The sequence below is a fragment of the Panacibacter ginsenosidivorans genome, assembly GCF_007971225.1.
Taxonomy (GTDB): Bacteria; Bacteroidota; Bacteroidia; order Chitinophagales; family Chitinophagaceae; genus Panacibacter; species Panacibacter ginsenosidivorans.
Genome location: NZ_CP042435.1, coordinates 2972850 through 2987650, shown reverse-complemented (window position 1 = coordinate 2987650; position 14801 = coordinate 2972850). Strand labels below are relative to the sequence as shown.

The 14801-nt window shown below is 38.7% G+C and carries 14 protein-coding genes; 6 read left to right on the top strand and 8 right to left on the bottom strand.

Annotation, left to right across the window (positions count from 1 at the left end):
- Positions 1-54: 54 nt before the first annotated feature.
- On the top strand, positions 55-1527 hold the full coding sequence (locus FRZ67_RS12605; protein WP_317131420.1) for a glycine--tRNA ligase: 1473 nt from the start codon (positions 55-57) through the stop codon (positions 1525-1527).
- Between the two features lie 144 nt (positions 1528-1671).
- Positions 1672-1944, top strand: coding sequence for a hypothetical protein (locus FRZ67_RS12600; protein ID WP_147189907.1), 273 nt, complete (start codon positions 1672-1674; stop codon positions 1942-1944).
- Between the two features lie 6 nt (positions 1945-1950).
- On the opposite strand, the gene FRZ67_RS12595 is transcribed toward FRZ67_RS12600, so the two are convergent.
- The 4 genes from FRZ67_RS12595 to FRZ67_RS12580 form a co-directional block, all read right to left on the bottom strand.
- Positions 1951-2676 (bottom strand): ferredoxin--NADP reductase, encoded by a 726-nt coding sequence (locus tag FRZ67_RS12595; RefSeq protein ID WP_147189906.1) that lies wholly within the window; start codon positions 2674-2676, stop codon positions 1951-1953.
- A gap of 185 nt (positions 2677-2861) precedes the next feature.
- Positions 2862-4367: a cysteine--tRNA ligase gene (cysS, locus tag FRZ67_RS12590; RefSeq protein ID WP_147189905.1), complete on the bottom strand. Its 1506-nt coding sequence runs from the start codon at positions 4365-4367 to the stop codon at positions 2862-2864.
- A gap of 126 nt (positions 4368-4493) precedes the next feature.
- Positions 4494-5624, bottom strand: a complete 1131-nt coding sequence (locus FRZ67_RS12585) for an endonuclease/exonuclease/phosphatase family protein (RefSeq protein ID WP_147189904.1) — start codon at positions 5622-5624, stop codon at positions 4494-4496.
- Between the two features lie 268 nt (positions 5625-5892).
- Complete coding sequence (locus FRZ67_RS12580) at positions 5893-6810, bottom strand: bifunctional riboflavin kinase/FAD synthetase (RefSeq protein WP_147189903.1); 918 nt, start codon at positions 6808-6810, stop codon at positions 5893-5895.
- Positions 6811-6929: 119 nt separating this feature from the next.
- Here FRZ67_RS12580 and FRZ67_RS12575 point away from each other — a divergent pair, with 119 nt between their 5' ends.
- Complete coding sequence (locus tag FRZ67_RS12575) at positions 6930-8090, top strand: AIR synthase related protein (protein ID WP_147189902.1); 1161 nt, start codon at positions 6930-6932, stop codon at positions 8088-8090.
- 132 nt (positions 8091-8222) lie between these two features.
- Positions 8223-9356: a methionine aminotransferase gene (locus FRZ67_RS12570; protein WP_147189901.1), complete on the top strand. Its 1134-nt coding sequence runs from the start codon at positions 8223-8225 to the stop codon at positions 9354-9356.
- A 127-nt stretch (positions 9357-9483) separates the two neighbouring features.
- Here FRZ67_RS12570 and FRZ67_RS12565 read toward each other — a convergent pair whose 3' ends face one another.
- Positions 9484-10206 carry a 2-phosphosulfolactate phosphatase gene (locus FRZ67_RS12565; RefSeq protein ID WP_147189900.1) on the bottom strand — a complete coding sequence of 241 codons (723 nt, stop codon included), beginning with the start codon at positions 10204-10206 and terminating at the stop codon, positions 9484-9486.
- A 125-nt stretch (positions 10207-10331) separates the two neighbouring features.
- On the opposite strand from FRZ67_RS12565, the gene FRZ67_RS12560 reads away from it, so the two are divergent.
- Positions 10332-11762, top strand: coding sequence for a glycoside hydrolase family 125 protein (locus FRZ67_RS12560; protein WP_147189899.1), 1431 nt, complete (start codon positions 10332-10334; stop codon positions 11760-11762).
- Between the two features lie 140 nt (positions 11763-11902).
- Here the strand turns inward: FRZ67_RS12560 and rnc are convergent, their stop codons facing one another.
- The 3 genes from rnc to FRZ67_RS12545 form a co-directional block, all read right to left on the bottom strand.
- Positions 11903-12610 carry a ribonuclease III gene (gene rnc / locus FRZ67_RS12555; protein WP_225975594.1) on the bottom strand — a complete coding sequence of 236 codons (708 nt, stop codon included), beginning with the start codon at positions 12608-12610 and terminating at the stop codon, positions 11903-11905.
- 5 nt (positions 12611-12615) lie between these two features.
- Complete coding sequence (gene fabF, locus FRZ67_RS12550; RefSeq protein WP_147189897.1) at positions 12616-13869, bottom strand: beta-ketoacyl-ACP synthase II; 1254 nt, start codon at positions 13867-13869, stop codon at positions 12616-12618.
- A gap of 96 nt (positions 13870-13965) precedes the next feature.
- A complete protein-coding gene (locus FRZ67_RS12545; protein WP_147189896.1) occupies positions 13966-14202 on the bottom strand; it encodes an acyl carrier protein in 237 nt (78 codons plus the stop codon).
- 158 nt (positions 14203-14360) lie between these two features.
- On the opposite strand from FRZ67_RS12545, the gene FRZ67_RS12540 reads away from it, so the two are divergent.
- Positions 14361-14789 (top strand): GNAT family N-acetyltransferase, encoded by a 429-nt coding sequence (locus FRZ67_RS12540; protein WP_147189895.1) that lies wholly within the window; start codon positions 14361-14363, stop codon positions 14787-14789.
- Positions 14790-14801 lie beyond the last annotated feature (12 nt).

The following is a 14801-nucleotide window of genomic DNA, read 5'->3' as shown; positions in this document are numbered from 1 at the left end:
AGTATCCAGGTGCTCATAAATACAATCTGTAAACTCTTTTATCTTTGCCGCCCTATGAGTATGCAACAGGAAAACAGGTTCCAGGCGATAATTGCCCATGCAAAAGAGTACGGTTTTGTATTTCCCAGCAGCGAAATATATGACGGGTTAAGTGCTGTATATGATTATGGTCCGTGGGGCAGCGAGCTTAAAAAGAACATCCGCGATTATTGGTGGAAAAGCATGACGCAAATGCACGAAAATATTGTGGGCGTTGATGCAGCTATTTTTATGCATCCGACAACGTGGAAAGCCAGCGGGCACGTGGATAATTTCAGCGACCCGATGATCGATAACAAGGATAGCAAGAAGCGTTATCGTGTTGATCATTTGATTGAAGCTTATGCAGATAAGCTAAAAGAAGCGGGAAAAGAAAAGGAATCAGAAGACCTGCTTTCCCAAATGGATGTACTACTTTCAAAGGATAATTTTGCTGGGTTAAAGCAATTAATAGACGATAATAAGATCTCCTGTAGCATAAGCGGAACCAGCAACTGGACTGATATTCGCCAGTTTAACCTTATGTTTAAAACAGAGTTTGGTGCAATTGCATCTGATAATCCCGAGGATAGTATTATTTACCTGCGCCCTGAAACAGCCCAAGGCATTTTTGTAAACTTCCTCAATGTGCAAAAGACCGCAAGGATGAAAATTCCTTTTGGTATTGCACAAACCGGTAAAGCGTTTAGAAATGAAATAGTTGCACGCCAGTTCATTTTCCGTATGCGTGAGTTTGAACAAATGGAAATGCAATTTTTTGTACGCCCGGGTACAGAAAGTAAATGGTACAAATACTGGAAACAAGAAAGGCTGGCCTGGCATCTGAGTTTGGGGACTCCTGCAGATAAATATCGTTTTCACGACCATGTAAAACTTGCCCACTACGCAAAAGAGGCCTGCGATATCGAGTATGAATTCCCAATAGGATTTAAAGAGGTGGAAGGTATTCATAGTCGTAGTGATTTTGACTTGAGCCAGCACCAGCTTTACAGCAAAAAGAAGCAGAATTATTTCGACAATGACATAGATGAAAAGACCGGAAAACCATATGGCAACTACATTCCATATGTTATAGAAACATCCATCGGTTTAGATAGAATGTTCCTTTTGATCATGAGCCAGGCATACGATGAAGAAACGATTACCAAAGAGGATGGATCTCAGGATAGAAGGGTGGTGATGCGAATTCCGGTTAAGCTAGCACCTAATAAACTTGCTATTCTACCTTTGGTTAAAAGAGATGGTCTGCCAGAATTAGCCAGACAGTTAATGGATGAGTGCAAACCACATTTTCGCTGTTTTTATGAAGAGAAAGATGCCATCGGGAAACGATATCGCAGACAGGATGCCATTGGTACGCCTTTTTGTGTAACAATTGATCACCAGACCAAAGAAGATGGAACTGTTACGATTCGGGAAAGAGACAGCATGGAGCAAAGACGTATTAAACTTAGCGAAGTAAAACAGGAAATAAGTAAATTTTTATAATATAAATGGTATTTTTACGTAGTACGGTTGCTCAAAAACGGAACATACCTTTTTATAATTCAGCACTTAAAAATCTTTAAGTAAACCTTTTTAGGATAAATCCCGTTTTTAAATATTACCTCCCCTAAATGAAAAAGTAATAATATGACAGAAATGCTCAACATTTTAACCCCGTCTACGTCCAACATATTCTTTATGACGGCGGTTGCAGGTATAGGCGGTTTTGCTGTGGGATTTTTAATTAAATCGGCTGCTATTGCCAGAAACAAGAAAAGAGTTATTAGTCTTGAAGATGAAATGCTCGCAAATCATTCTCGTATCCTTGATCTCGAAAAACAGCTGGCAGAGCTTAGGGAAGAAAAAGCAAAATTCAGTAACGCGTCAACGGTCCCGAAAGTGGAATTAAAAGTCTCCTGATATTAGTTAACCGTATAACTCCAGGTGAATATCTTTTCGGTCATACCCAAGCCCGGTTATTCTTTGTTTTGCTTCATCAATCATGTTTTTCCAACCACACAAAAAGAACTTAGCTTCAATATTTCCTGTGCTCAATATTTCCTCATAAACATTGTGCACATAACCCGTTCTTTTATTTGCTTCGGGTTCTTCACGGGAGAAAGTCGGTAAATAATGAAAAGAGGGCATCTGTTTTTCTAACTCTTCTAATTCATCTCTGTATAAGGCATCGCATTCTTTTCTGCAACCGAAAATGAGATAAAGATTTTTGTGCGGAATATTATGTTTGTGAATATAATGTGCCATAGACCTAAAAGGTGCAATACCAGTGCCTGTGCAGATTAGAAAAAGATCCTCATTGATTGTTTCTGGTAAAGTAAATACACCCTGTGGTCCTCGTAATAAAATTTCCGAACCTTCTTTTATTTCTTTGAAAAGATAAGTGGTACCTGTACCCTCTTCCAGCAAAACAATGATCAATTCAAACACATTGGTGCCATCTGGCGCCGAGGCGATAGAATAGCTGCGCCATCTTTTATTTTTTTTCTCGTGTATGGGTAGATCAAGTGTTACGAACTGGCCGGGTTTAAAATCAAATTTTTCAAGCTCGGGAATTTGTATCCAGAAACGTCTTGTAGAAGGGGTTACATCTTCAAGTTTAATCACTATTCCCGTGCGCCATGGCTCAAGCATAAATAAAAATTTTATTCAAAATACAAATTCAAAAAAAGAGTGTTGTGGACAAACTGCAAATTTTATAGCACCTTCCGTTGTGTCACTCACTTGTACGGTCGGAACATTATTGAGCAATGGATAAAACGTACAAGAGTGCGACGCAACGGAAGCTTAATTTATATTCTGTTGCATGGGTTAAAAAATTATGCTAAAGTATAACTGATGTTGCCATCCTTTTCATCTTTCAACATTACGCCCAACGATTCTAACTCTTTTCGAATTTTATCACTGGTTACATAATCTTTACGGTTCTTTGCTTCTTTTCGCATGGTAATCAATACCTGCAAAACGCCATCGAGCTTACTATCATCGGTTGCAGCTTCATTCCTTAATCCAAAAATATCTTCTAAATAAACTTTCAGCTTCTTTTGTAATTGTGTAATGATGTTACCACTCAACGCTACTGCTGAAATATGTTTGTCCTTTATGCCATTGATAACAGGCACGAGTTCAAATATGTTAGCGAGCACTTTTGCCGTGTTGAAATCATCATCCATAAATTCATCAAATTCGCTTGTAAGTTTCTGCACTTTTGTTTCCAGTTCTTTATCTGCAGAGTCAGCAGTATTATCAGTTGAAAGATTTTTAAGATTATCATAAGCTTCCCATAAACGTTTCAAACCCTTTTCTGCTGCTTTTAAAGCGTCATTACTAAAGTCGAGCGTAGATCGGTAATGTGTTTGAAGAATAAAGAATCGAATAGTCATGGGATGATAAGCCTGCTCCAATGCAGGATGATTACCGGAAAAGAGCTCTGTAAACTTTATAACATTGTTATAGCTCTTACCCATCTTTCTTCCGTTAATGGTGATCATGTTATTGTGCAGCCAGTAGCGTGCAGGCATAACATGATTGCAAACAGAGCTTTGCGCAATCTCACACTCATGATGAGGAAACTGAAGATCCATACCGCCACCATGAATATCAAATTGCTCACCCAAATATTTTACACTCATAGCAGAGCATTCAATATGCCATCCCGGGAAACCCTCCCCCCACGGGCTTTTCCAACGCATGATATGTTCGGGAGGTGCGTTTTTCCACAAAGCAAAATCTGCCTTGTTACGTTTTTCTTCCTGGTTATCCAGTTCTCTTGTTGTTTCAAGCATATCTTCTAAAATACGTCCGCTGAGTATTCCATAAGGCATTCCTTTTTTTGAAAAGTCTTCATTGTATTTTTCCACATCAAAGTAAACAGAGCCATTGGCAACATAGGCATAACCGTCCGCAATGATCTTTTCTATCATTCCAATCTGTTCTACTATATGGCCAGTGGCAGTAGGCTCAATGCTTGGATCAATATTATTAAAAGCCCTCATGGCTTTATGAAAGAGGTTGGTGTATTTCTGCACCAGTTCCATCGGTTCCAGTTTTTCAAGTACTGCTTTTTTACTGATCTTATCTTCTGCTTCACGGCCTTCCTCTTCAAAATGCCCTGCATCTGTAATGTTACGCACATAACGAACCTTATAACCGAGATACATGAGATAGCGATAAATAATATCGAAGGTTATATAGGGACGTGCATGACCAAGATGGCTTTCGCCACTAACTGTTGGGCCGCACACATACATACCGACGTGGCCTGCTGTAATAGGTTCGAATACTTCTTTTTGTCTTGTTAATGAATTATATACTTTGAGTGACATGCGTTTGATTATTGATATTTTATTGTTGAGTTGTTTAAGATTAGAGCGAGCAAAAAATGCTGATGTTTTAGCAACAGCAACAACAACAATATATTGAGGAGTGGATCATAGTACAGCGAAGATATTTTATTTTTTCATACTAATATCGGCAACCAAAAGATGATGGTCGCTAAGGCCTTCGTCTACCATTTCAAACTGGTCTATTGTAAAATGGTCATCTGGCATGATGTAATCAATACGAAGCGTAGGCGCAAGTGCACTATAGCTTTTGCCAATACCGAAGGCCGAAGAAAGAAAGGCATCCTGCCTTTTATCCCTTATATGAAAATAAGTATAGGAATTCGGTACGTCATTAAAATCTCCGCACATAACAGAAGCATATGGGGTTTTATCCAGCTCAGCTTTTACTATTTCTGCCTGTTTACTTCTTCTTGCAAAAGCTGTTTTCATTTTAGAATAAATGCTTTCTGAAGCATCAAGCACTTCTGCATCTGTTTCTTTTATTTTTTCTATGTTAGCATAATCTTCCTGGGTAAATTCAAAAGATTGTAAGTGGCTGGTAAATATTCTTATGGTGTCGCCTCCTTTTACTATGTCTGCATAGATGAGACTTTCCGCACGGCGGCCCGGATATTTTATTTTTACAGGAGATATAAGCTGGTGTGTTGAAAATATAATAGTTCCGGAAAAATATTTTGCAGAGTTGGTTTTAAAATCTTCTGAAAAATAATAATAAGGATATTTCTTTTTTAACAGGCCAATATTCTCATCATCCGGGTTTTTAATATTAATAATGTTAGCGAACTCCTGCAGACATACAACATCAGCGTCAAGCTTATTTACTAAATTGGCTATCTCCGTACGATTACGTTGCTGCGTGTATGCACTGTTGCTTATACCATACATACCACGAACATTCCAGCTTATTACACGTAAATTGTTACTTGTATCGGTTCTTTTTTCATTAAAACTTTTCGATGGATGCCATGCAACAATTACTACCAATTGGTTCCAACCGATCAGTAACGTTATAAAAGGAAGTAATGCCAGCCAGGGTTTTGCTATCAGCCAGAAAATAATATACAATAATAGTATTACTGCTACGTAAGGAACAGCAAGCGAAAGAAAACCTATAGGCGCCCATTGTGCAGGACTTATAAAAAAAGCAAGTAAAGAAAGCAAAAACAGGATGCAGCAAATAATATTAAGTACAAGAAAAACCCATTTTGTAAATTTTCTTATGATACGACCTGCCATCCTGTAAATTTAATGATTTATCATTTTTGCAGTTATCCAATTGCGGCAGGAAGTGTTAATAAAACGAAGAGTACAAAGAAATTATTTTGGTTGCGACTTGTAGCAAATATGGCATCGTCCCTTGTGTCACTCACTTGTACTAGTGTACATAGAGTAACTTTTAGTAGAGCAAAATTCCCATAATAGTTATTTGTTGATAAAAGTTCCGAACCTCGAAGTGAGTGACACAACCGGCGATGCCATAAAAACCCAACAGCTCGCTATAAAACTACAATACTTTTAGCGCAGAAATTTTATCAAGAGCCAGCTGTTCTTTCAAAGCATCAAGACCATTAAACTTAACTTCGCCACGCAAATATTGTTTTATATATACGCGCAGAATTTTGCCGTAAATATCCTGGTTAAAATCAAAAATATTTACTTCAATCATGCGCTTTGTGCCATCTACAGTTGGACGCACACCAATATTCATCATGGCTTTATATGAACTCTGCTCAATGGCTGCTATTACTGCATATACGCCGTTTCCGGGAATTAATTTTTCTGTTGTTTCAATTTGCAAATTGGCTGTTGGGTAGCCAAGTGTTCTACCTAATTTATTGCCTTCGATAACAGTGCCCTCAAAGAAATAATCATAACCAAGATAATTATTAGCGGTAGTCACATCACTATTCAAAAGCGCTTCTCTTATTTTGGTAGAACTAACGGCAATGTTATTCAGAACATGTTCCGGAATTTCTTTTACTATAAAACCGAGCTTCCCGCCAAACTCTTCCAACAAATGATAATCACCTTTGCGGCCCTGCCCAAAACGATGATCATACCCGATTATCACTGTATGGGGATGAAATCTTTCAAATAAAAAATGCTCTACATATTCTTTTGCTGTTTGTTGCGCAAAATGCTCATTAAATGGTACCACAACCAAATGATCTATTGCTTTTTCCTGTAGCAATTCTATTTTTTCGGCTAATGTATTAAGGATAAAAACTTCTTTATGCATTACTACTTTCCGGGGATGCGGATGGAATGTAATGATAACCGTTTCGCCGCCGATCTCTGCGGCTTCCTGTTTCAATTGTGCAATGATCTGCTGGTGACCGGTATGTACACCATCAAAAGTGCCGATGGTAACAACAGCATTCCTGAAAACAGGCAACATGTTTATATTAGAATGAACCTGCATAGAGTGGCGCAAATATAAGTCCCATGGCATTAAAGGGATCAGAAAATTAGCAGTCGTTCTTTAAGGCAGCAAGACTTACTTTTGCAGCGCAATCTGCAATCTCAAATTTGCAATCTCAAATGTCGCTATATACCAAACGCGGAGTTTCCGCCCAGAAAGAAGAAGTACACGCCGCCATTCAGAAACTCGATCAGGGTTTATACAAAAACGCTTTCTGCAAAATGTATCCCGATTTCATAGGCGGGGATAATGATTTTGTAAATATCATGCATGCTGATGGTGCCGGCACAAAAAGTATCCTGGCCTATCTATACTGGAAAGAAACCGGCGACATAAGTGTATGGAAAGGAATAGCACAGGACGCTGTAGCTATGAATCTTGACGATCTTCTGTGTGTAGGTGTCTATGATAATTTATTATTTTCTTCCACCATTGATCGTAATAAAACCATCATACCTGGCGAAGTGCTTGAGCAAGTAATTAATGGCACACAGGAGTTTTTTAATGAACTAAAAAAATTCGGTGTAAACGTTCATTATCTCGGTGGTGAAACTGCAGATGTTGGCGATGTTGTACGTACCATTGCAGTTAATGGAACTATGACGGCACGCTGGCCAAAAAATAAACTTATCACAAACGATAATATTAAGCCAGGCAATGTAATTGTTGGTTTTGCAAGTTATGGCCAGTCGGCATATGAAACAGTATACAACAGCGGGCTTGGTAGCAATGGATTAACGAGTGCAAGACATGATGTGCTGCAGAAATACTATGCGACAAAATATCCTGAAACATTTGAACCAACGCTGAGTGATGAAGTAGTATATATTGGTAAAAATAAAATGAGCGACATTACTGAAACGGGAGTCAATATCGGTAAGCTTCTGCTTTCTCCTACCCGCACTTATGCTCCGCTCATGAAAGTACTGTTGGAAGAATATTTCGAAAACATTGATGGTGTGATACATTGCAGTGGCGGCGGCCAAACCAAGTGTATGAAATACCTGCCTCAGCCTTTACGTGTTGTAAAGAACTATCTTTTCGAAGCGCCATATATTTTTAAATTGATCCAGGAAAATTCCGGTGCAGACGAACGCGAAATGTACCAGGTATTTAACATGGGCCACCGCCTCGAAATTTTTACCAATGAAAATGCTGCCATAAAAATGATTGATGCAGCTAAACAATTAGGAATTGATGCAAAGATTGTTGGCCACACAGAAGCTGCTGAAAGAAAAGAATTAATACTTTCTGTTAATGGAAACCAGATTATTTATTAGTATTCATTTCTTTTTTATGTACTCAGCTGTAAAGCTTTGTGCATCTGCTGTTGCGTCGCACACTTGTACAATAGTTTCATTGTGCAACACTCATTATTGTTGAGCAGAAAACACGAAAATTTACTTGCATATATGATTTCCAAACTTCCTGATGTTGGCACTACTATTTTCACTGTTATGAGCCAGCTTGCCGTTGAACACAATGCTATCAACCTTGGTCAGGGCTTTCCTGATTTTCCAATGAGCAGTGAGTTGACCAATCTTGTAAACAAAGCCATGCAGGATGGACATAATCAATATGTGCACATGAATGGTTTGCCGCTGCTTACGCAACGTATTGCAGCAAAGATTGAAAAATTATATCAAACATCTATTGATGCCGCTGCGCAAATAACTGTTACACCCGGCGGCACATACGCCATTTACACTTCACTTACAACAATATTACATGCAGGCGATGAAGTGATCGTTTTTGAACCGGCATATGATAGCTATATTCCAAATATTGAGATCAATGGTGCAAAAGCGATCCGCATTTCACTACAATATCCAACTTACAATATTCCATGGCATGAAGTGAAACAAAAAGTGAATGCAAAAACTAAAGCCATCATTATTAATTCGCCACACAACCCAACCGGCGCAGTGCTGAGCAAAGATGATATGACGCAATTGCAATCAATTGTTGATGGCACTTCTATTTATATTGTCAGTGACGAAGTGTATGAACATTTGATCTTCGATGGCATTCGTCATGAAAGTATTTTGCTTTATCCTGAATTGTTGAAAAGAGCCTTCGTATGTTTTTCTTTTGGCAAAACATATCATTGCACAGGATGGAAGATTGGTTACTGTATAAGCGCCGCAGATATTATGAAAGAGTTTAGAAAAGTGCACCAGTTTAATTGCTTCTCGTGCAATTCACCCGTGCAGTTTGCGCTTGCAGAATATCTGTTGAATGAAGATGCATATTTATCGTTAGGTGATCAAATGCAGCAGAAGCGTGATTATTTAAGAACATTAATGCAAGCAACACCGTTCAAATTAATTCCATCGCATGGCAGTTATTTTGAGTGCTATAGTTATGCAGGATTCAGCAATGAAACAGATAAAGATTTTGTTATGCGATTAACAAAAGAGAAAGGTGTTGTTGCCATTCCGATAAGTGCGTTTTATAAAGAAGCAACAGACAATAAAGTAGTACGTTTTTGTTTTGCCAAGAGAGAAGAAACATTGAAGAAGGCTGTAGATAAAATTATGAGCTAAGCTTTCTGTTCTTTATTCTTCTTCGTTGTGTCACTCAATTGTACTTCCTGTTCAGTATTGAGCAAAGCGTACAAGAGTGCGACGCAAGTAAAAACTTAATAGTTATTCCGAAGCCCGGCTCAAAAAATTACTCCACGATTAAAGCACCATCTTTATACTGTGGCAAGACATTCGCAACATCTGGTGTTACACAATATTCAAGATCGCTTTCGAGACCATAGGAAGCAAGCCTGTGCCAGTGCGTGGTTTTACGAATGAAACTGTACATGTCTTGCTTATGCATGTTGTACATATCTTCAGCCATAAGACTGCTATCGCAATGCATAATAAAATTTTCTTTTATTCTATTAATAACTGCGCCTGCAAATAGTGTGTCTTCAAGATTGAAACGGTTCTTCCATGCAGAGCAACCAAGAATTACATTTTTATTCATCGCAAGCAAATGATCACACACCGCAGAAAGATTGGGAAATGATCCTGTAACAACTTCAGACGCGCCACTTTCTAACGCCATATGCAAAAGCTTCGTGCCATTGGTTGTCGTAAGCACCAATGTTTTTCCTTTTATAAAAGAAGCAGAATATTCTGCAGGCGAGTTGCCATGCTGTAATCCTTCAATTATTTTTCCATCTCTTTCGCCGGCAGTAATAGCATTCAATTTTTTGCCAATAGCAATGCAATCTTCAACTTGTGCTACGGGAATAATTTTAGTCGCACCATTATACAATGCAGTGGCAATAGTTGAAGTAGCACGAAAAACATCAATGATAACAACAATACTGTCTTTTACTTCGTAAAGATCTAAAAGACCTGGAGATAATATGGTATGAAGCGTAGATTTCCTGTTCATAATTCGGCTGCAAATATACACAGAGAGCAGAAGAGATAAATTTTGAATGTAAAATGAGAAAGATTGCGCCATAACCAACATAGTTTGTACTTACATTTGGTAACGATCATTACAAAAAATTCATCATGAACACACGTAGGGATTTTTTACAATCAGCAGGCATAGTTGGTGCAGGATTATTATTAAGCAATAATCTTTTTGCAAAGAATAAATTCGAGTTTACAAGTAACAGACCTCCGCTTGCGCAAAGAAAATTTACAAGCGAAGCAGTTGAAGCAGCTATTCAACGCATCAAGAAAGATATTCCCAATCAGGAACTAGGCTGGCTGTTTGAAAATTGTTTTCCAAATACACTTGATACAACTGTTGATTTTGAAATGATCGATGGCAAGCCTGATACGTATGTCATAACCGGTGACATAGATGCCATGTGGCTGCGCGACAGCAGTGCGCAAGTTTATCCATACCTGCCATTAATGAAAGAAGATGAAAAACTGCAACAGTTGATTGCGGGTGTGATTAACAGGCAAACAAAATGCATTTTGAAAGATCCTTATGCCAATGCGTTTTATAAAGATGAAAATAAGATCAGCGAATGGAAACAAACAGATATCACCGACATGAAGCCTGGCATTCATGAAAGAAAATGGGAAATAGACTCTTTATGTTATCCTATTCGTCTTGCATATAATTATTGGAAAATTACCGGCGATGATGTCCCCTTTGATATTGACTGGATCAAAGCAATTGAACTAACTGTAACAACATTTAAAGAGCAGCAAAGAAAAACAAGCGAAGGTCCTTATATATTTCAAAGAAATACTTCATGGGCAACAGATGGCGTGCCGCTGAGTGGTTATGGTTATCCTGTAAAACCTGTTGGTCTAATCTGCTCTATGTTCCGCCCAAGTGATGATGCCACTATCTTTCCTTACTTAATTCCTTCAAACTTTTTTGCAGTTGCTTCTTTGAAACAAGCGGCAGAAATGATCAGTAAAATCAGTGGAGATAATAAGTTTGCAAATGAATGCACACAACTTGCAACAGAAGTAAACAATGCACTGAAACAATATGCAATTGTCCAGCATGTACAAATGGGTAGAGTGTATGCGTATGAGGTAAATGGCTTTGGCAGCTTCAATCTTATGGATGATGCAAATGTGCCAAGTCTTCTTTCGTTGCCTTATCTGAATGCTGTTTCGTCAACAGATCCGCTTTATCAAAGCACAAGAAAATTGTTGCTCTCTTCATATAATCCTTTCTTCTTCAAGGGCACGGCTGCAGAAGGTATTGGCGGTCCGCATGCAGGCATGAATATGATATGGCCATTAAGTATTACTATGCGTGCACTTACCAGCGTTAACGACGCAGAAATAAAGCAATGCGTGCAATGGTTAACAAAAACACATGCAGGTACAGGCTTTATGCACGAGTCTTTTCACAAAGACGATCCAAAAAAATTTACGCGTAAATGGTTTGCATGGTCAAACACTTTGTTTGGAGAATTGATCATGCATTTGCACGAAAACAAAAATGCTTTACTGAAAAGTATATGAGAATTTTATAAGTCCTGCATTATATCATGTGGCATCTTCGTTGCGTCGCACTCGTGAACTTCCTGTACATTAATGATCTGAACGTTGAAGTGAGTGACACAACAGGTGATGCTACAAAGTACAGAGGCGGGTAACAAAAATTATAAACCCAACTTCTCTATAGCAAGTTGTGCTGCAACCTGGCTGGCATCTTTTTTATTAAAGCCTTTTCCTTCAGAGAGTATCTCGCCGTCAAGCACGGCAGCTATTGTAAAAATACGGCGACCGTTTTCCAGTTTTTCCTGTACCGTTTCAAAGCCAAGGTTCTTACCATTCTTGCTTGCCCAGCCAATGAGTTTATTTTTGAGATTAATATCGATCAGTTCGAGATCCTCAACAAACAAGTGTGGAATAACGATGCGTTTGAGTACCCATTGTTGTGTTTTCTTGTAACCTTTATCGAGATAAACCGCACCAACAACAGCTTCTAATGTATTGCCAAATATCTGGCTCGATTTAAGCGCATTATCGAACTTATTATACATAGTAAGTTTCTTTAAACCCATCTTCAGTGCAACTTCGTTTAACTGTTGCCTGTTTACCATTTTGCTGCGCATTTCGGTTAAAAAACCTTCGCCTTTATATGGATATCTTTTAAAAAGGTAATCGGCTATAATAGCGCTCAGCACTGCATCTCCGAGGTATTCAAGTCGTTCATTATTTTCATCGGCGCCTTCTTTAACGGAACGATGACTTAGTGCAGTTTGGTACAGCGTATAATTACCGGGCTTTACACCCAGCACATTTTCTAATTGCTTTGCAAACGATGGGTTGGACGAAGACTGTAAAATTTTTCTAAGGAAATTCACAATGGTCAAGCTACGTATTTTTTTACAATTACGCATGCATTGTGGCCACCAAATCCAAAAGTATTACTAAGGGCGGCACGTATAGTTTTTTTCTGCGCTTTATTGAAAGTGAAGTTTAATCTGGAGTCGATGTCGGGATCATCGGTAAAGTGATTAATGGTTGGAGGCACTATATCATGAACAACACTCATTACAGAGGCGATAGCTTCAATAACGCCGGCAGCGCCGAGACAGTGGCCAGTCATAGATTTAGTAGAACTGATATTAAGTTTATAGGCATGCTCTCCAAATACACCAAGAATAGCTTTTACTTCAGCACCGTCTCCCAAAGGAGTTGAGGTACCATGCGTATTGATGTAATCGATATCTTCAGGGCGCATACCCGCATCTTCGAGAGCTGCTTTCATAACATTCCGTGCACCAAGACCTTCAGGATGAGGGGCTGTTACATGAAAGGCATCTGCTGTTGCACCTGTTCCTGCTACTTCGCAGTAAATCTTTGCACCTCTTGCAATTGCGCTTTTTAATGTTTCCATTACAATAATACCACCTGCCTCGCCCATTACAAAACCATCACGGTCTTTATCATAAGGGCGGCTTGCAGTTGTGGGATCATCATTTCTTTCGCTTAAGGCTTTCATAGAAACGAAACCACCCATGCCCGCTTCAATAACCGCTGCTTCGCTGCCACCCGCAAGTATAATGTCTGCCTTATTCAGGCGGAGGAGATTGTATGCTTCCATTATGCAGTTAGTGCTGGTAGCGCAGGCGCTAACCACGGCAAAGTTGGGACCACGAAGATTATGACGCATAGATATTTGGCCAGAGGCAATATCCAAAATCATTTTTGGAATGAAGAAGGGACTAAACCTTGGCGTTCCATCCCCCCTGGCAAAATCAGACACTTCCTGTTGAAAGGTTTGTACACCACCAATACCGCTGCCAAAAATAACACCTACCCTGTCAGGGTTAATATTATCCTTTGATAAACCAGCATCAGCCATGGCCATATCACTTGCAACCAATCCAAACTGGGTAAAGCGATCTACTTTGCGCGCTTCTTTACGATCAAGATAGTCTTCGGGTTTGAATCCTTTTACCTCACAGGCAATACGGGTTTTGAACTTGGAAGCATCATAGAGTGTGATTGGACCGGCACCAGAAACACCATTTACCAGATTATTCCAATAGTCATCAAGATTATTGCCTATTGGTGAAATAATGCCTATTCCTGTTATTACTACTCTGTTTAGCTCCATATGACGTGCCTTAGATTGAGAGAAAATCCGCCATGCGCAGTGCAAAGCATGTGCATGGCGGATTTAAATAAAAATATCTTAACCGGGGATTATTTGCTATTTAGCATGTTCTTCTAGGTAAGTCACAGCCTGACCAACTGTAGTAATGGTTTCAGCCTGCTCATCGGGAATTGAAATGTTGAATTCCTTTTCGAACTCCATTATTAACTCTACGGTATCCAGAGAATCAGCGCCTAAATCATTGGTGAAAGAAGCTTCTGTAGTAACTTCTGCTTCGTCTACTCCTAATTTATCTACAATGATTTTCTTAACTCTTGTTGCGATGTCTGACATTGTTTTATGTTTTGTTATGGGTGCAAAAATATAATTTTTGGACAATTAGCAATAAGTTAAGTTTTTTTTGTTTAAAAGTGATAAAATGCTTTGTAAATACGATGTTTAAAATATCCGGTTTACTCAAAAATCATTAAATTGAAGTCTCATCATTAGCTATGGCAGTAAAAATCATCGACTACGGCACAAAAGAGTATAAACAAATGGTAGACCTGCGCTATCATATTTTGAGAAAACCGCTTGGACTGTCGTTTACACAGGAGGAACTGGAAAGTGAGAAAGGAAATATTCATGTGGGTTGTTTTGATGATGACAAGCTGGAAGGATGTTGTATGCTTGTGCCTAAAGATAAAACCACTATCCAATTAAGACAAATGGCTGTAATATCAGGATTGCAGGGAAAAGGTATTGGCAAGGTACTTATGCAGTTTGCTGAAAATATTTCAAGGGATCTCGGGTACAAAAAATTAATTATGCATGCCAGGAAAACTGCAATTGGATTTTATGAAAAGCTTGGTTATTCAAAAACAGGCAATGAATTTTTAGAAGTAACCATACCGCATTTTGCTATGGAAAAAGAACTTTAAATCGCAATTCTT